Here is a 16,440-nt window from a genome sequence, read left to right on the forward strand (position 1 = left end):
CGCGTTTGACGGCGCCGGTTCGCTCCGTCAACGGACGCACTGGCGCTGAGCGGCCACGCTGTCCGCGGGCGGTTCGATCATCGGCATCAGGCTCGGCGCCAGGTTGGTCAGCAGCTGCACCGGCAGCGCGCTGGTGAAGTCGTAGTTGCCGGATTGCGGGCCATGCACGTAGGCGGTCATGCTGCCGAAGTAGCGCTCGCCGATGTTGAACACAAAAGTAGCCGAGCGGTTCACGAAGCGCGACTCGATCACGCGGCCGCCGCGCGCATACACTTCGAAGCGCTGGTCGCCGGTACCGGTCTTGCCGCCCACGGCGATCACGCTGCCGTCGGACTGCATGAAGGCGGTCTTGACGCGCTTGGCGGTGCCGTCGGTGACCACGCCCTGGATCGCATCCGCGACCGCACGTGCCACTTCCGGTGCGAGGACCTGCTCCTTGCCGCCGCCCTTGCTGCGCTTGACCAGGGTTTCGTAGGGAGTGTCCTTGGCGAAGTGCAGCGAATCGATGCGCTCGACCGGCTTGCGCACGCCGCCGTTGACGATGATGCCCATCAGCTCGGCCAGCGCGGCCGGCCGGTCGGCCGAGGCGCCCAGCGTGGTCGCATAGGACGGCACCAGCGAGTCGAAGGGGTAGCCCATCTTCTTCCACTGGGCGTGGATCTTGAGGAAGGCTTCCACTTCGAGCAGGCCGGCGATGCGGTTGTCCTGCGCATGCTTGCGGTGGGTCTTGAACAGCCACGAATACACTTCCTGGCGCTCCTTGACGCTGGCATTGGTCACCTCGGTCCAGCCGGCCTTCGGATGGCTGCGCAGGTAGCTCACCAGCCACAGCTCGAGCGGGTGCACCGAGGCCACGTAGCCGCGGTCGGCCAGCGACATATTGCGCGGGTCGTACATCTCGTACATCTTCGGGATGCGCTCCGGGTCCATGTCGTTGGACGCCGGCAGCGCCTTGGTGATGAATTCGCCGAACTGCGCCGGGGTGGCGTTCGGGAACACGGTACGGTGCGCCGCGGCCAGCTTGGAAGCGAAGGGACGCACGCCCGAGAACAGCAGCGCCTCGATCTCGGCCGGGGTCTTGCCCTTGTACTTGTTCCAGAACTTGGCCATGAAGACCTTGCCCTCGTTGTCGGCGAAGCGGGCCAGGTACATGGCGCGGCGCGGGTCGTCGGCATCGGCCAGCAGCTGGGCCGAGGAGCCCGGCAGCTGGAACATGTAGTAGCGCACCACGTCGCGCATCATGCGCACGAACACCAGGTTGGTCGACTGGCGCAGCGCCTCGGTGACCGTCATGATCTTGCTGTTGTCCAGCTTGCTGAAGTTGCCGAAGGTGTGCAGGCCGCCGCCGGTGAAGAAGGCTTCGCCCGGGTTGGCCGAGTACTTGCGCTCCATCGCGGCCGCCAGCATCGGCTTGAGGCCGCGGTCGGCGCCCTTCGGCAGCGTGCGGAAATACTCGAGCGCCCATTGCGACATGCGGTCTTTCGCATCGACTTCCACGCCCATCAGGCCGATTTCGTCCATCGGCGCGAAGCGCTTGTGCAGCTGGTCGACGATATCGAGGTAGGTCACCAGGGTGCGCAGCTTGGCGGTCGAGCCGAGGTCGAGCTTCGCGCCTTCGTTGATGTCGAGCGGCTGGTCGTAGTTGTCGGTCTGGACCCGCAGGTAGTTCACGTGCTCGCCGCGTTCCATCAGGGTGAAGCTGTACACCACCTGGGACGGGTCGCCGTTGCCGAGCAGGCCCTTGCCGGTCAGGCCGGCCTCTTTCGCGTGCTCGGCGTCGGTCAGCTTGCGCAGCGCGTCGGTGACGGCCTGCTGCACCCCGGCGTCGAGGGTCGACACCACCGACAGGTCGAGGCGGTCGAGGTTGTACAGGCGCGAATCGCCCACCAGGTAGCCGAGGTGGTTGCGCACCGCGTTGGCGGCCTTGCGCGACACGAAGGCATCGGCGCCCGGCGCGGCCACGCCCGAGCTCTGGGCCGGATGCAGCTTGACCCGCAAGGCGGCGTCGCGCAGCTGCGGCGAGATCACGCCGGCCTGGGCCAGCACGCGCAGGTGGCTGTTGGTCAGCGTTTCGAGGTCTTGCTCGCCGGCGCCCAGGTAGTAGGCCGGGCGGCGCTGCGCGATCATCAGGGACAGCGCTTCCTTGTAGGCGGTGACGGCTTCGGTGTCGTTCATCGGGCCGCGCAGCATGCCGCTGAGCTTGTTGAAATCGCGTCCGTACCAGACCCACATGCCGTCGCCGATGCCGTTGACCTCGCCGTAGCCCGGCTTGGCCGACAGCGGCACGGTGTTCAGGTAGTCGAGCACGATCTGGCGCCGCGCCTTCGTGGTGTCTTCGCCGTCCTGGTAGGCGCGCAGCGTGGCCGACGCCATCTGGATCATCTTGTCCTGCAGCGAACCGGTGCGCCCTTCTGCCGAATGGCGGTACTTCTCGATCTGGGTCGCCAGCGTGCTGCCGCCGGCGACGCGGCCTTCGCCGCCCAGGCCGACGCTGCTCAGGGTCTTGTCGAACACCGCCTTCGAGAAGCGGTCCCATTCGACCGCCGGGTTGCGGTGCGGGTAGGCCGGGTCGAGCAACTCGCGGTTCTCGATGAACAGCAGGCTTTGCACCAGCAGCGGCGGCGCGTCGTCGAACTTGTGATAGAAGCGCTCGGGGAAGCGCGACGCGAACAGCGGCTGCGCGCGGCAGTCGAGGATCTCGAGGCCGACCTTGGTCTTCTCGTGGTAGGTGGCATACAGGCCACGGTCGGCCATCTCCACCATCGCGGGCGAGATGCGGGCCTGGGCGTCGATCTGGTAGCCGCGCGTCTGCAGCTTCTGCAGGTAGTCGGGCAGGTTGGCATAGCCGAGGCGGGTGTCGTAGGGGCTCGCGGCCGGGAAGCGGATCGCGGGGCTCGGGCCCTTCTCCATGCGGAAGCTGAGATCGTCGGCCATGTCGGCGAAGATCTTTGCTTGCAGGCGCGAGCTGCGGACCTCGAGCGCGCCCCAGCCGCCCAGCAGCACCAGCAGGATCAGGAGGGTGAGGTAGAAATACGGCTTGAAGCGGCGCTTGCGCGGCGCCGGTTCGGGCGCACGCTCCGGAGCGCCGTCCGGCACTCCGGGCGGCGGCACGGGAGTGCCCGACGGTGCACCGCCGCCACCCGCCGCCAGGTGCGGATAGGCTTCATACAGGGGAACGTCGTTGCCGCCCGCGGACGCGAGCACAGGGGCGCCGCCGGCCATGGGCTGGGCGAAGCGCCCGAGCCATTTGCCAACTGCTTGCATTACCTTACTTGGCCGCTTGATGCGGCGAATACTTTCCATGATGGCTCAACCGGTTTGAATCAATATGCGCTCAATCCCCGCCAACCTGCCCGCCATCCTTGCTGCTGGTTTGTTCGAGTGATTGGGTCCTCGTCAGTCTGCAAAAATGCGCGGTGCAAACTCACTCAGGATTGCACCTCCACAGGTATCATTCCACCACATCAATACGACACGCGCGAGACACGGTTTAACAATTTTGATGCGCGCGAAGTATTTTCGCAAAAAAACAACGGCTGAGTTAGCAGGACGGCATGCAGTCCTACAACGGCCGGAATGCGGCCCGCGACGTGGTGGCGAGTGTCCTGTTCATAAACGATCCGCGGGCGCCCTGGGTGGACAGTGCTGTGAAATAAATCGGCATGCCGGGTGCCGGGCACCCGTCCGGTCATGCGCCGCCGCGCAGTTCTTCCAGCGCCCCCAGGCAGAAATACTGGAACCACAGCCCGGCGAACAGGAAGATCATGATGTACAGCCAGAGCGACAGCATGGCCAGGACCGGGAACAGCACGATCGACAGCAGCGCCCCGCCCATCCAGGCGATACCCGGCAGCGCGCCGGCCAGGCCCGAGGCGAAGCCGATCGCCAGCAGCGCGCCGCGGTGGCGCCGCATCAATTCGAGCCGTTCTTCGCGGCTGGCATGGCCGGCCAGCGCGTCGTAGCTCATCACGCGCGAGGTCACCCAGGCCCACAGGCAGGCCTGCACCAGCCAGGCCAGCGGCGGCACCGCGTACAGCGGCAGCGTGAGCAGCCACAGCAGCGCGAACACCGCCGTGCTGCCGACGTTGATGGCGACGCTGCCGACAAAGGAACCGCCCTCCTTCTTCTCCAGCTTGGGGTAGTGGTTGTTGCCGACGTGGCGCTCGATGACCGGCATCGCGATCACGCCCATGAACAGCAAGGCCGAGGCGATCATCAGGGGCAGCAGCAGTGCGATCGCCACCAGCGGCACCACCATCACCTTGAGCATGCCCAGGCCGAGCATGGCCAGCAGGCCGCCGCTCGACTGGAACAGTCCGTAGTCGGCGAACACGCCCTGCAGCCAGTCGAGCAGCGGCTGCAGGCCGGTCCACAGGAGCGCCCCCCACAGCAGCAGCGACAGCGCCAGCGGGGCGCCGGACAGCATCAGCATGCGGCGCGAGAACTGGGCGCGCAGGGCGCGCCGGTAGGCGGCACCGACGCCCTTCATCGGGCGGCCTCGGAACGGGTCGGGCGGGAAGGCTGGGGCATCGCGGCTCCTTGTCTGGATTCCAATATTGCCATTGTACGCAATGCGCGCGCCGGGCCCATTTGGCGTCCTCTGGATGCATGCACTACAATTCCCCGTTCAACTTGAACAACAGGGAAAACCATGTCCACCATCACTACTGATTCCGGCCTGCAATACGAAGACACCGTCCCGGGCACCGGCGCCGAGGCGAAAGCCGGCCAGCACGTCACCGTCCACTACACCGGCTGGCTGCGCAACGACGACGGCAGCACCGGCGCCAAGTTCGATTCGAGCAAGGACCGCGACGACCCGTTCCAGTTCGCGCTGGGCGCCGGCCACGTGATCCGCGGCTGGGACGAAGGCGTGCAGGGCATGAAGGTCGGCGGCCAGCGCCGCCTGACCATCCCGGCCAGCCTCGGCTATGGCGCACGCGGCGCCGGCGGCGTGATCCCGCCGAACGCAACCCTGATCTTCGACGTCGAACTGCTCGCCGTCTAAGCATTACCCGGCGGCGTTCTCCGCGGGCGCCGCCTGAGCATCCCCTCTAAAGTTCGCCCCGTTTGGCGGTGGACGCCCCCTCCTGCGCTAAGATCATCCTCCTGCATGACCACATTGCCAACGCAACCAACACAGGAGTATTCATGAGCTTGCAAGAACAGTTCGCCCAGGCCCAGGCCGAATCGAAGAATCTGCCGGAACGCCCGGACAACATGACCTTGCTGAAGATTTACGCGCTGTACAAACAGGGCGCGAGCGGCGACGCCACCGGCGAGCGCCCGGGCATGACCGACTTCGTCAACCGCGCCAAGTTCGACGCCTGGGCCGCGCTGAAGGGCACCTCGCAGGAAGACGCGATGCAGCAGTACATCGACCTGATCGAGGAACTGAAGGGCTGATTTTCCCGTATGGAATCATGCGGGCGCGAACACCTTGCGCATCTTTTCCGCCACCTTGGCCTCGATCGCCGGGGCGAAGGCCCCCATGAAGAATCCCAGGCGGATCCGCATGGCGGCCTGCCGGTCCTCCAGGCTGAGGGCCCCTTCCACGCCGCTGCGCTCGAAGCGCAGCACGTCGCCATCCCACTTGCACGCCAGGCCGTACTCGGCCGCGATCCGCTGCGCCACCTGCTGGGCGGCGGCGCGCGCCTGTTCCGGGCTGAGATTGTGTTCCTGGACGATGCTGATTTCCGACATGCTGGGCAATCCTATTCTGAATCCGTTACAAGAAAGCCCGCCATGATGCCAGCTGACGGCTGAGTATGCCAGTGTGCCGGGCGATTCCGGTCCCGATCTAAGTCAATTGATTTTAGTCAATATCCGCGCCGCCGGGCGCGCGACCATGGAGCTGCCGCCCGACCTATCGCAAGGAGCCCGTCATGGAACCAGGTGCCCTCTTGCCGGACGAACTGGACACGTCCCGTGACCAGCCGCCGGTCCGCTTCATCCCCACGCCCAGCGCCCCCTACCGGCAGCAGCACCGCCTCGCGAAGCTGCTCGAGCAGCCGCCCGAGCCGGCCGACGAGCCGCAGGCCGAAGCGCCGCCGCTGCCGCATGCCTTCGGCGCGCGCGTGCTGATGTGGAAGCAGGACCCGTCGGTGGGCGAGATCGGCACCCGCCGCGCCTGGCTGCCCGGCCCGGTCCTGGCCGGCCCGCGCGACGCCCGCATCGCCCCGGGCACGCCCGGCATCGATCCGGTCGAGCCGAACGCCGTGGGCGACTTCGTCACCCAGCCGGACACCCCGCAGTTCGACGCGGTGCACACCTTCGCGGTGGTGCGCCAGACCCTGACCATGTACCAGCGCGCCCTGCTTGCGGCCGGCCTCGACATGCCCCTGCCCTGGCAGTGGAACACCAGCATGGATACCCGCCCGCTGGCGGTCTATCCCTACGGCCTGCCGAACGTGATGAACGCCTTCTACAGCCGCACCCAGGCCTGCCTGAAGTTCGGCGACTTCATTCCCAGCGGAGTGGAGGGAGGCAAAGCCGCGCGCGTGTACACCTGCCGCTCCTTCGACATCGTGGCCCACGAGACCGCGCATGCGGTGCTCGACGGCCTCAAGCCGCAGTGGCTGCTGGCCGATGCCCCACCCCAGACCGGCGGCCTGCACGAAGCCTTCGGCGACCTCACCGCGATCTTCCTGGCCCTGTCCCAGCTCGACCAGTGCGAGGCGGTGGTGGCCCAGACCCGGGCCCACCTGCACGACAAGACCTACCTGGCCGACATCGCCGAGCAGTTCGGCATGGCCCTGGGCGGCGCCAGCTCCCTGCGCAACGCCGACAACGACCTGAGCTTGTCGCAGGCCGGCACCCAGGTGCATGCGATTTCGCAGGTGTTCACCGGCGCCATGTACGACGTGCTGGCCGACATGTTCGCCTACGAGCGCAATCCCGTACTGGACGACTGCGCCGCCGTGCTGCACCGGGTGGCGGCCTACCTGCGCGGGCTGCTGCTGCGCGCCCTGATCGCCGCCCCCGACAGCGCCGCCAGCTACGTGGACGTGGTCAACCAGATGCTGCGCATCGTCCAGGAAGACGGCAAGCCGGCCATCTATGCCGCCTTCATCCGCAACCAGTTCGCGCGCCGCGAGGTGGTCGAGCAGCCGGGCGCCGCAGCAGCCGACGCCGCCGCGCCGGCCGGGCCGCTGGCGCCGAAGGTGTGCGACAAGCCCGGCGCGCGCCAGGACCGGCGCGCCTGCTGCGGCACCATGAACCTGCCCGAGTATTACCGGGTGGACCGGGTACTCGACAGCGAAGCCCAGGCCCTGGCGCGCTGGTGCGCGGCGAATGGCCGCCTCGGCGAATGTGTCGCGCCCGCGTCCGTCGCCGTTCCGGTCGCCGCAGTGGCGGACCAGGCATGAAAATCAGCGCGCGCGCCTGCGGCGGCTTCGCCGGGCTGGCCGAAGCCTACGACCTCGATACCGCCGCCCATCCCGGCGGCGGCGAGTTCGAAGCGCTCCTGCAGCGCCTCGACTTCTTCTCGGCGGCGCCCAGCTGCCCGATCGGGGCCGACCTGCCGCGCTGGGAAATCACGGTCGAGGACGGTCCGCGCTGCCACACGGTCTTCGTGCGCGAGGACGGCAGCGGCGGCGACTGGCAGTCCCTGCTGGACCGGCTGCGGACGACTGCCTGAGCCTCCCCGGGCCCTGCGGCGCGCCACCACAGCCCACATTTGCTTATATATATTGTGTATAAGCCTAATTTGTAGGAAAAGCCGAATTGCCCTAAAATACAGTGCTTTGCAAGTCCCGCCGGCCCAGTCAGCGCCCGGCGCCGCGACACCATACAAACTAATAGGACTGTTATGACCCACGTTGTCACCGAATCGTGCATCCGTTGTCGTTACACCGACTGCGTCGATGTATGCCCGGTAGATTGTTTCCGGGAAGGCCCAAATTTCCTCGCCATCGACCCTGACGAGTGCATCGACTGCGCCGTCTGCGTGGCCGAGTGCCCGGTGAATGCGATCTACGCGGAAGAAGACGTGCCGTCGGATCAGCAGCAGTTCATCAAGATCAATGCCGACCTGTCGCGCTTCTGGCCGTCGATCACCAAGACCAAACCGGCCCTGCCGGACGCGGACGAGTGGAAAGACGTCAAGGACAAGCTGGACCAGCTGGCCCGCTGATCCCCCAGGCAGGGCCCGCCAGGGCCCTGCCAGCGCAGGCTCGTCAATCATGGCACACTAGCGGCCATCGTCACACGCACACCCAAATACACAGAAACGTTCAAAGAAAGACTAGCGCATGACTATCAGTGCCTCCCACGAAGCGGGCAGCATCGCTCCCAACAGCTCGTTCGCCGGCGCGATCGATGCCGATGCCGTGATCATCGGCGCCGGTCCGGTCGGCCTGTTCCAGGTCTTCGAACTCGGCCTCCTCGAGATCAAGGCCCACGTCATCGATTCGCTGCCGGCCGTCGGCGGCCAGTGCGTGGAACTGTATCCGGACAAGCCGATCTACGACATCCCGGCCGTGCCGGTGTGCACCGGCCAGGAACTGACCGACAACCTGCTCAAGCAGATCGAGCCGTTCGAGCCGACCTTCCACCTGGGCCAGGAAGTCACCACCGTGCAGCGCCGCGAAGACGGCCGCTTCAACGTGGAGACCTCGACCGGTACCCGCTTCATCACCAAGACCATCTTCATCGCGGCCGGCGTCGGTTCGTTCCAGGCGCGCACCATGAAAGTCGACGGCATCGAGAAGTTCGAGAACAGCCAGCTGTTCTACCGCGTCAAGGATCCGGCACTGTTCGAAGGCAAGAACCTGGTCATCTGCGGCGGCGGCGACTCCGCGCTGGACTGGGCCCTGAACTTCGTCGGCAAGGCCGAGTCGGTCGTGCTGCTGCACCGCCGCGAGGACTTCCGCGCCGCGCCGGCTTCGGTCGCCAAGATGAAGGCCCTGTGCGACGAATACGAAATGCAGCTGATCATCGGCCAGGTCACCGGCTTCGACGAGACCGATGGCAAGCTCAGCGAAGTGAAGGTCACCGGCGCCGACGGCGTCACCCGCCGCGTGCCGCTGGACATGCTGCTGGTGTTCTTCGGCCTGTCGCCGAAGCTGGGTCCGATCGCCGAATGGGGCCTGGACATCGAGCGCAAGCAGCTCAAGGTCGTGGACACCGAGAAGTTCGAGACCAATGTGCCGGGCATCTTCGCGGTGGGCGACATCAATACCTACCCGGGCAAGAAGAAGCTGATCCTGTCGGGCTTCCACGAAGCCGCGCTGGCCGCCTTCGGCGCCGCGCCCTACATCTTCCCGGACAAGAAGATCCACATGCAGTACACGACGACCTCGCCGAAACTGCACAAGATCCTCGGCGTCGAGACCCCGGTCTTCGACTGATCCAGAGACTGCTTCCTCTAGAAATGCCGCCCGGCGCAAGCCCGGCGGCATTTTCTATTCCCTCGATGTTCAGTTAGTGTGGCGCAACAAAATACCGTGTCGGACAGGACCTACCTAGTTATGTGGGCCGGTTCACGGAGCGGTATTGCACAAATATGCTACAACTGGTCTATGCAAACGGGATGTGAAAACGACTGTTTCCACAAGTAAATGACTATCCCCTATAATTGATTACAGTCACGCGCAACGATTGCACGGGCCATTCCCCACGAAGGAAAACTTTATGCTTTACCAACTTCACGAGATGCAACGTTCCTTCCTGACCCCACTCATGCAGTGGGCAGATGCGTCCTCAAAAATGTTTTCGAACCCGGTTTCGCCTTTTGCGCACACGCCCTTCGCCCAGCGTATCGCTGCCGGCTACGAGCTGATGTACCGCCTCGGCAAGGATTACGAAAAGCCGGCCTTCGGCATCAAAAGCGTCACCATCAAGGACGCCGAGGTCGGCATCATCGAGCGCACGGTGGTCGACAAGCCGTTCTGCAAGCTCCTCCATTTCAAGAAAGACCTGAGCGACAAGGAGTTTGCCGCGCTGGAACAGCCGAGCGTGCTGGTCGTGGCGCCGCTGTCCGGCCACCACGCCACCCTGTTGCGCGACACCGTGCGCGCCCTGCTGGTCGAGCATGACGTCTTCATCACCGACTGGACCGACGCCCGCATGGTGCCGCTGTCGAATGGTCCCTTCCACCTCGACGACTACATCTATTACGTCCAGGACTTCATCCGCCACCTCGGCCCGGACGTGCACGTGATCTCCGTGTGCCAGCCGACCGTGCCGGTGCTGGCCGCGATCTCGCTGATGGCGACCAACAAGGACCCGAAGCTGCCGAAGACGATGACCATGATGGGCGGCCCGATCGACCCGCGCAAGTCGCCGACCGCGGTGAACGACCTGGCGGTCGAGAAGCCGTTCTCGTGGTTCGAGAACACCGTGATCTATTCGGTGCCGGGCAACTACCCGGGCTTCGGCCGCAAGGTCTATCCGGGCTTCCTGCAGCATGCCGGCTTCATCGCGATGAACCCGGGCCGCCACGCCCAGAGCCACCGCGAGTTCTATTCGCACCTGGTGCAGGGCGACGACGATTCGGCCGAGGCGCACCGCCAGTTCTACGACGAATACAACGCCGTGCTCGACATGCCCGCCGAGTACTACCTCGACACGATCAAGACCGTGTTCCAGGAACACCGTCTGCCGAAGGGCACCTGGGAAGTCGGCGGCCAGCTGGTGCGTCCGCAGGACATCAAGACGGTGGCGCTGTTCACCGTCGAGGGCGAGCTGGACGACATCTCCGGCCTCGGCCAGACCCGCGCCGCGCACGACCTGTGCAGCGGCATCCCGAAGGACAAGCACCTCGAGTTCGTGGCGCCCAAGTGCGGCCACTACGGCATCTTCTCGGGCCGCCGCTGGCGCGAGATCATCTGCCCGAAAATCGGGGAGTTCATCCGGGCGCATGCCTGAGGTCATTGCCTCCAGTGGCGGCAATGACGTGAAAAATGCCGGAGCATGCTCCGGCATTTTTTCGGCAGGGCGGCCTCAAGCTCACTTCCCCACCAAGACCTCCTGCACCACCCCGGTCGCAATCGCCACCAGCGCATACTCGCTCCCCGCCTGCACCCACTGGTGCCCCGGCGGCGGCTCGGTCAGGCGATGCGCCTTCCAGTTCTCCACCACGAAATGATGGGTCCGGTAGCGCGGCGGCAGCTGCTCGCCGCGCTTGAGCTGGCCGCTGGCCGCCACGCTGCGATAGGGACCGGGTTTGGCCGACTTGGCCTGCTGCAGGCGCGCTTCCTGTTCGCCGCGCTGGTGCGCCTGGGCCGCGGCGCCACCGGCCAGCACCGCGGCGACCAGCAGCGGAACGATGATCCTGTTCATATGAGCTCCTCTCAGCGTCGAGGTCCCAGTACACCACGCACGGACGCCGCAGTCTGTTCGCTCCAGCACGGAGGCGGGTGGGTCGCACCGCTCCCGGTTTTGGCGGATAATGTCGGCTTTACCGCTCCACCCCGCGCCGTGACCAAGACCCTCGCCGACCAGATCGAAGACGTACTGCCGCAGACGCAATGCACCAAGTGCGGCTACCCCGCATGCCGTCCGTATGCGGAAGCGATCGCGCGCGGCGAAGCCGGGATCAACCAGTGCCCGCCCGGCGGCATCGAAGGCGTGCGCCGCCTGTCGAGCGTCACCGGGCACCCGGTGATCCCGATCAACCCTGCCAACGGCATCGAACGCCCGCGCCCGGTCGCCTTCATCGACGAGTCGCTCTGCATCGGCTGCACGCTGTGCATCCAGGCCTGCCCGGTGGACGCGATCCTGGGCGCGGCCAAGCAGATGCATACCATCCTGCCGAGCCTGTGCACCGGCTGCGACCTGTGCGTGGCGCCCTGCCCGGTCGACTGCATCTCGATGCTGCCGGTGACGGGCGAACGCACCGGCTGGGACGCCTGGTCGCAGGAGGCCGCCGATGCGGCGCGTGCGCGCCACGACTTCCGCAGCGAGCGCCTGCAGCGCGAACGCGAGGAGAACGACGCGCGCCTGGCCGCCAAGGCGCTGGAAAAGATGCGCGCGGTGACGGCCGAAGTAACGAACACGCCGGAAGAGCTGGCGGAGAAGGAACGCAAGCGCGCCATCATCGCCGCCGCCATGGAGCGCGCGCGCCAGAAGGCGGCCGGCAATCCTCCCGACAAAGCCTGACGACCGATGAATCCTGCCAAACGTTTAGAGATCTTCACGCGCTTCCGCGCCGCCAATCCAAAACCGACCACCGAGCTCGAATTCACCACGCCTTTCGAGCTGCTGATCGCGGTGCTGCTGTCGGCGCAGTCGACCGACGTCGGCGTCAACAAGGCCACGCGCCGCCTCTACCCGGTGGCCAACACGCCACAAGCCATCCTCGATCTCGGCCTGGACGAACTCAAGTCCTACATCTCGACCATCGGCCTGTACAACACCAAGGCGGCCAATGTCATGGCGACCTGCCGGATCCTGGTGGAGCAGCACGGCGGCGAGGTGCCGCGCGCGCGCGAGGCCCTGGAAGCCCTGCCGGGCGTGGGCCGCAAGACCGCCAACGTGGTGCTCAACACCGCCTTCGGCGAGCCGACCATGGCGGTCGACACCCACATCTTCCGGGTGTCGAACCGCACGAAGATCGCACCGGGCAAGAACGTCGACATCGTCGAGCGGAAGCTGCTCAAGTTCGTGCCGAAGGACTTTCTCCACGACGCCCACCACTGGCTGATCCTGCACGGCCGCTACACCTGCGTGGCGCGCAAGCCGAAGTGCTGGAACTGCCTGATCAAGGACCTGTGCGAGTTCAAGGACAAGACGCCCGCGCCCGCAGGCGTGCTGGACCCGGCCGCCGACCTGGCCAGCGAAGTGGCGGAACTCGGCTGACTTCAGCCGAGGCGTTGTTCTCCGGTGGCGAACGAGGCGCGCGCGATGCGCCCGTCGACCACTTCATACACGCACAGCATCTCCACCGTGCCGCGCCCCTCCGGGAAGTTGCGGGTCACGATCTCGAGGTCGGTGACGAAGTTGCCGAGAACCGAGCGCGTGAGCAGGCGGGCCTGCAGGTCGGGCTCGAGGAAGCGCTCCTGGTAGCGCGGGCGGATCTGGTCGTGGCCTTGCGCCAGCAGCGCACCGTGCAGCGCGAACTGCTGCGCGTCCGCGGCATAGGTACGCATCAGCGCGTCGAGGTCCTTGGCATTGTAGGCATCGAGCTGCGCCTGGACGACGGCGAGGGGAGAAGTCAGCTTCATAGCGTCAGGCGCTCAAGCGCGCAGGAGAGCGCCCCGGAAGCGCCTTGCGCGACTGCCGCGCATCCTCGAGCTTGAAGACCGCGACCACCTCGTTCAGGGCTTCGGTCTGGTCGCGCAGCGACTGCGCCGCCGCCGCGGCTTCTTCCACCAGTGCGGCGTTCTGCTGGGTGACGGCGTCCATCTCGCTGACGGCCATGTTGACCTGCGCGAGACCCGCGCCCTGCTCGGCGCTGGCCGTGCTGATCTCGCCGATGATCTCCATCACGCGGTGCACGCTCGTGACGATCTCGCCCATCGTGGCGCCGGTCTCGCCCACCAGGCGGTTGCCGGCGTCGACGCGCTGCACCGAATCGTTGATGAGCTCCTTGATCTCCCTGGCGGCGGTGGCCGAGCGCTGCGCCAGGTTGCGCACTTCGCCCGCCACCACGGCGAAGCCACGGCCCTGTTCGCCCGCACGCGCCGCTTCCACCGCCGCGTTCAGCGCCAGGATGTTGGTCTGGAAGGCGATGCCGTCGATGACGCTGATGATGTCGACGATCTTGCGCGAGGATTCGCTGATCGAGGCCATCGTGCCGACCACCTGCTCGACCATGTGGCCGCCTTTGGCGGCGACGTCGCAGGCCGACACCGCAAGCTGGTTGGCCTGGCGCGCATTGTCGGCGTTCTGCTGGACCGTGGAGGTGATCTCTTCCATCGAGGAAGCGGTCTCCTCGATCGCCCCGGCCTGCTGCTCGGTGCGGTTCGACAGGTCCAGGTTGCCGCGTGCGATCTCGCCGGAGGCCACGGCGATCGTCTCGGTACCGCTGCGCACCTGCGCGACGATGTTCTGCAGGCTGCCGGTCATGTCCTTCAAGGCCTGCAGCAGCTGGCCGGTCTCGTCGCTGCTGCGTACCTCGATCGTGGTCCGCAGGTCGCCCGCGGCCACGCTTTGCGCCGCTTCGACGGCTGCGCCGAGCGGACGGGTGATCGAACGCGATACCAGCACGCCTGCCACCACGGCCACGATGGAGCCCAGCAGCATCAGCACATAGCTGAGCAGCGTGGCGCGCTTGCCCACCGCTTCGGCGCTGACGACGGTCGCGGCAGCCTGCTTCGCCATCGCTTCATGCGCCTTCACCAGCAGCTCGGCCGGCGCCCGGTCCATGCCCTTGACGGCCTTGTCGCCGGCCCCCGAATCGAATCCGGCCGCCGTGAAGTCGTCGAAGCCGCGGCGGTAGCCCTGGCCCATCTTCAGGTGCGCTTGCGAAAACCGGGCCAGCAGCTCGCGCACCTCGCCGGCCGGCAGGGCCGCGACCAGCTCCTTCGCCTCCGTGGCGACCGCGGCCTCGCTATGCTGGAAGGCCTTCCAGTATTTGGCGCGCTGCTCCTCATCCTTGCCGCGCAGGAGCGTGTTTTTCCATTCCTGGGTCTGCAGGCGGAAATGCGAAAGCAGCGCCTCCACACGCTGGGCGTGGCCGGACTGGACCACGGCGGCGTTGGAGGTATCGAGGGCGTGATTCATCCGGCTCACCCCGAAAAAGCCGGCACAGGCAACGACCAGGGTGACGGCGGCAAAACCAAGGGGCAGTTTACGGCTGAGTTTCATGCTGAACTTTCGGATGCTATGCGAGGTGCATCCAGTTTATGTGCTGCATAGCTATTGAGCAAAATCAAAAGTTGACCTTTTGCTTGGCCGACATCGTTTTGTAGCCAGAGAGCAACACTCGCACATTGCAGCGCACGCTTTACATCAAAGCAGGACGAGATTGTCCCGATGTACCAGTTCCGGGCCCTCGACGTAACCCAGGATGCGCTCGATCTCGGCCGAGGAATGGCGCATGATGCGCCGCACTTCGCTGCTGGTGTAGTTGGTCAGGCCGCGCGCCAGCGGCTTGCCCGCTTCGTCGATGCAGGTGATCACCTGCCCGCGCCCGAACTCGCCGCGCACGGCGACGACACCGATCGGCAGCAGCGACTTGCCTTCCCTGGTGAGCTTCTGCACGGCGCCGGCGTCGAGCACCACCTCGCCGGTGGTGTGCAGGTGGTCGATCATCCACTGGCGGCGCGCGGTCAGGCGGCCGGTCGGCGCGGTCAGCTGGGTGCCGATGGCTTCGCCACGGGCCAGGCGCACCAGCACGTCCTGCTCGCGGCCCCAGGCGATCACGGTGTGGGCGCCCGAGCGCGCCGCGCGCCTGGCCGCCAGCACCTTGGTCAGCATGCCACCGCGCCCCAGGCTGGAACCGGCGCCGCCGGCCATCGCTTCGAGCGCCGGGTCGCCCGCCTGCGCCTCGCCGATCAGATATGCGGCCGGATCCTTGCGCGGGTCGGCGGAGAACAGGCCGCGCTGGTCGGTCAGGATCACCAGCACGTCGGCCTCGATCAGGTTGGCCACCAGCGCGCCCAGGGTGTCGTTGTCGCCGAACTTGATCTCGTCGGTGACGACGGTGTCGTTCTCGTTGATGATCGGGACGATGCCGAGGCGCAGCAGGGTCGTCAGCGTCGAGCGCGCATTCAGGTAGCGTTCGCGGTCGGCCAGGTCGGCATGGGTCAGCAGCACCTGGGCGGTGCCGATGCCGTGGGTGCGGAAGCTGGTTTCGTAGATCTGGGCCAGGCCCATCTGGCCGACGGCGGCGCAGGCCTGCAGCTCGTGGATGTCGGTCGGGCGCGCCGTGAAGCCGAGGCGCAGCATGCCTTCGGCGATCGCGCCCGAGGACACCAGCACGACTTCCTTGCCGAGGCCGCGCAGGGCGGCGATCTGGGCGGCCCAGCGGGCGATGGCGGTATGGTCGAGGCCCCTGCCCTCGTCCGTGACGAGCGAGGAACCGACCTTGACGATGATGCGGGAGGCTTGCTGGAGGGCTGAGTGATGGGCTGAGTTCATGTCGACAGGAATTTTCCTCGCGGCCGTAAGGCCAGCAGGGAAAGTCCTGCTAACAACTCGACCGCGCAGACTGCTAATAATACCCCCTTCGGCAGCCCGATCGCGAAAGCCGCGGCCAGGCGCCCGGCCGGCTGGGCCAGGAGGAACAATGCGGTGAGGTCGACGAGCAGGGGCCGGTCGCCCTGTCTCGCTGCCAGCAGCGCCAGCATCGCGGTAGCGAGGCGCATGCCCACGTAGACGGCGTAGAACTGGCTGTAGCCGTTCACGCCGACGAGAAAGATGCCCATCGCCGACGCGATACGGTCGGGATCGAGCATGGCCGCCAGGGCCGCCAGCGAACTGGCGGTGGCGAGGAGTTGCAGCAGCTGGCTGCGCAGCCAGCTGCGGTTCAGCACAGCTGCACTCAAGCTGGAA

Annotated in this window: 17 protein-coding genes; 9 read left to right on the forward strand and 8 right to left on the reverse strand. The window is 66.4% G+C overall.

What is annotated here, in order from left to right:
• Window positions 1-27: 27 nt before the first annotated feature.
• Window positions 28-3,264: a transglycosylase domain-containing protein gene (locus AC56LK_RS05980; RefSeq protein ID WP_497183656.1), complete on the reverse strand. Its 3,237-nt coding sequence runs from the start codon at window positions 3,262-3,264 to the stop codon at window positions 28-30.
• A gap of 424 nt (window positions 3,265-3,688) precedes the next feature.
• Window positions 3,689-4,489, reverse strand: a complete 801-nt coding sequence (locus tag AC56LK_RS05985; RefSeq protein ID WP_497183657.1) for an EI24 domain-containing protein — start codon at window positions 4,487-4,489, stop codon at window positions 3,689-3,691.
• Window positions 4,490-4,651: 162 nt separating this feature from the next.
• On the opposite strand from AC56LK_RS05985, the gene AC56LK_RS05990 reads away from it, so the two are divergent.
• Both AC56LK_RS05990 and AC56LK_RS05995 read left to right on the forward strand, forming a co-directional pair.
• Complete coding sequence (locus AC56LK_RS05990; RefSeq protein WP_497183658.1) at window positions 4,652-5,008, forward strand: FKBP-type peptidyl-prolyl cis-trans isomerase; 357 nt, start codon at window positions 4,652-4,654, stop codon at window positions 5,006-5,008.
• A 143-nt stretch (window positions 5,009-5,151) separates the two neighbouring features.
• On the forward strand, window positions 5,152-5,406 hold the full coding sequence (locus AC56LK_RS05995) for an acyl-CoA-binding protein (protein ID WP_159696209.1): 255 nt from the start codon (window positions 5,152-5,154) through the stop codon (window positions 5,404-5,406).
• Between the two features lie 15 nt (window positions 5,407-5,421).
• On the opposite strand, the gene AC56LK_RS06000 is transcribed toward AC56LK_RS05995, so the two are convergent.
• Window positions 5,422-5,703 carry a polyhydroxyalkanoic acid system family protein gene (locus AC56LK_RS06000; protein WP_436107263.1) on the reverse strand — a complete coding sequence of 94 codons (282 nt, stop codon included), beginning with the start codon at window positions 5,701-5,703 and terminating at the stop codon, window positions 5,422-5,424.
• 182 nt (window positions 5,704-5,885) lie between these two features.
• Between AC56LK_RS06000 and AC56LK_RS06005 the strand changes: the two genes are divergently transcribed.
• From AC56LK_RS06005 to AC56LK_RS06025, 5 genes are all read left to right on the forward strand, one after another.
• Complete coding sequence (locus AC56LK_RS06005) at window positions 5,886-7,367, forward strand: hypothetical protein (RefSeq protein WP_497183659.1); 1,482 nt, start codon at window positions 5,886-5,888, stop codon at window positions 7,365-7,367.
• Window positions 7,364-7,639 (forward strand): protealysin inhibitor emfourin, encoded by a 276-nt coding sequence (locus AC56LK_RS06010; RefSeq protein ID WP_497183660.1) that lies wholly within the window; start codon window positions 7,364-7,366, stop codon window positions 7,637-7,639. The genes AC56LK_RS06005 and AC56LK_RS06010 overlap by 4 nt, the downstream gene beginning before the upstream one ends.
• Window positions 7,640-7,810: 171 nt before the next feature.
• On the forward strand, window positions 7,811-8,134 hold the full coding sequence (fdxA, locus tag AC56LK_RS06015; RefSeq protein ID WP_436107266.1) for a ferredoxin FdxA: 324 nt from the start codon (window positions 7,811-7,813) through the stop codon (window positions 8,132-8,134).
• A 118-nt stretch (window positions 8,135-8,252) separates the two neighbouring features.
• Complete coding sequence (locus AC56LK_RS06020; protein ID WP_497183661.1) at window positions 8,253-9,350, forward strand: NAD(P)/FAD-dependent oxidoreductase; 1,098 nt, start codon at window positions 8,253-8,255, stop codon at window positions 9,348-9,350.
• A 283-nt stretch (window positions 9,351-9,633) separates the two neighbouring features.
• Complete coding sequence (locus tag AC56LK_RS06025; protein WP_497183662.1) at window positions 9,634-10,869, forward strand: polyhydroxyalkanoate depolymerase; 1,236 nt, start codon at window positions 9,634-9,636, stop codon at window positions 10,867-10,869.
• Between the two features lie 81 nt (window positions 10,870-10,950).
• Here AC56LK_RS06025 and AC56LK_RS06030 read toward each other — a convergent pair whose 3' ends face one another.
• Entirely contained in the window at window positions 10,951-11,283 is a 333-nt protein-coding gene (locus tag AC56LK_RS06030) for an RcnB family protein (protein ID WP_497183663.1), read from the reverse strand.
• 138 nt (window positions 11,284-11,421) lie between these two features.
• Here AC56LK_RS06030 and rsxB point away from each other — a divergent pair, with 138 nt between their 5' ends.
• Together rsxB and nth are read left to right on the forward strand one after the other, a co-directional pair.
• Window positions 11,422-12,102 (forward strand): electron transport complex subunit RsxB, encoded by a 681-nt coding sequence (rsxB, locus tag AC56LK_RS06035; RefSeq protein WP_497183664.1) that lies wholly within the window; start codon window positions 11,422-11,424, stop codon window positions 12,100-12,102.
• A 6-nt stretch (window positions 12,103-12,108) separates the two neighbouring features.
• Window positions 12,109-12,801: an endonuclease III gene (nth, locus tag AC56LK_RS06040; protein ID WP_497183665.1), complete on the forward strand. Its 693-nt coding sequence runs from the start codon at window positions 12,109-12,111 to the stop codon at window positions 12,799-12,801.
• A 2-nt stretch (window positions 12,802-12,803) separates the two neighbouring features.
• Here the strand turns inward: nth and AC56LK_RS06045 are convergent, their stop codons facing one another.
• The 4 genes from AC56LK_RS06045 to AC56LK_RS06060 form a co-directional block, all read right to left on the reverse strand.
• On the reverse strand, window positions 12,804-13,166 hold the full coding sequence (locus tag AC56LK_RS06045; RefSeq protein ID WP_497183666.1) for a nuclear transport factor 2 family protein: 363 nt from the start codon (window positions 13,164-13,166) through the stop codon (window positions 12,804-12,806).
• A 4-nt stretch (window positions 13,167-13,170) separates the two neighbouring features.
• The gene (locus tag AC56LK_RS06050) at window positions 13,171-14,751 is read right to left on the reverse strand and encodes a methyl-accepting chemotaxis protein (RefSeq protein WP_497183667.1); all 1,581 of its coding nucleotides are present in this window, start codon (window positions 14,749-14,751) and stop codon (window positions 13,171-13,173) included.
• 144 nt (window positions 14,752-14,895) lie between these two features.
• Complete coding sequence (proB, locus tag AC56LK_RS06055; RefSeq protein WP_497183668.1) at window positions 14,896-16,026, reverse strand: glutamate 5-kinase; 1,131 nt, start codon at window positions 16,024-16,026, stop codon at window positions 14,896-14,898.
• Complete coding sequence (locus AC56LK_RS06060) at window positions 16,023-16,433, reverse strand: hypothetical protein (RefSeq protein WP_497183669.1); 411 nt, start codon at window positions 16,431-16,433, stop codon at window positions 16,023-16,025. Before AC56LK_RS06060 ends, proB begins: the two co-directional genes overlap by 4 nt.
• Between the last annotated feature and the right edge of the window lie 7 nt (window positions 16,434-16,440).

The organism is Telluria sp. ZB4P36 (assembly GCF_059685865.1).

Coding starts and splice junctions, on each gene's coding strand:
- AC56LK_RS05995 (WP_159696209.1), top strand. CDS start 5,152: ATGAGCTTGCAAGAACAGTTCGCCCAGGCCCAGGCCGAATCGAAGAAT.
- AC56LK_RS05980 (WP_497183656.1), bottom strand. CDS start 3,264: ATGCAAGCAGTTGGCAAATGGCTCGGGCGCTTCGCCCAGCCCATGGCC.
- AC56LK_RS05985 (WP_497183657.1), bottom strand. CDS start 4,489: ATGAAGGGCGTCGGTGCCGCCTACCGGCGCGCCCTGCGCGCCCAGTTC.
- proB (WP_497183668.1), bottom strand. CDS start 16,026: ATGAACTCAGCCCATCACTCAGCCCTCCAGCAAGCCTCCCGCATCATC.
- AC56LK_RS06050 (WP_497183667.1), bottom strand. CDS start 14,751: ATGAAACTCAGCCGTAAACTGCCCCTTGGTTTTGCCGCCGTCACCCTG.
- AC56LK_RS06025 (WP_497183662.1), top strand. CDS start 9,634: ATGCTTTACCAACTTCACGAGATGCAACGTTCCTTCCTGACCCCACTC.
- AC56LK_RS06005 (WP_497183659.1), top strand. CDS start 5,886: ATGGAACCAGGTGCCCTCTTGCCGGACGAACTGGACACGTCCCGTGAC.
- AC56LK_RS06010 (WP_497183660.1), top strand. CDS start 7,364: ATGAAAATCAGCGCGCGCGCCTGCGGCGGCTTCGCCGGGCTGGCCGAA.
- AC56LK_RS06020 (WP_497183661.1), top strand. CDS start 8,253: ATGACTATCAGTGCCTCCCACGAAGCGGGCAGCATCGCTCCCAACAGC.
- AC56LK_RS05990 (WP_497183658.1), top strand. CDS start 4,652: ATGTCCACCATCACTACTGATTCCGGCCTGCAATACGAAGACACCGTC.
- AC56LK_RS06030 (WP_497183663.1), bottom strand. CDS start 11,283: ATGAACAGGATCATCGTTCCGCTGCTGGTCGCCGCGGTGCTGGCCGGT.
- AC56LK_RS06000 (WP_436107263.1), bottom strand. CDS start 5,703: ATGTCGGAAATCAGCATCGTCCAGGAACACAATCTCAGCCCGGAACAG.
- AC56LK_RS06045 (WP_497183666.1), bottom strand. CDS start 13,166: ATGAAGCTGACTTCTCCCCTCGCCGTCGTCCAGGCGCAGCTCGATGCC.
- fdxA (WP_436107266.1), top strand. CDS start 7,811: ATGACCCACGTTGTCACCGAATCGTGCATCCGTTGTCGTTACACCGAC.
- nth (WP_497183665.1), top strand. CDS start 12,109: ATGAATCCTGCCAAACGTTTAGAGATCTTCACGCGCTTCCGCGCCGCC.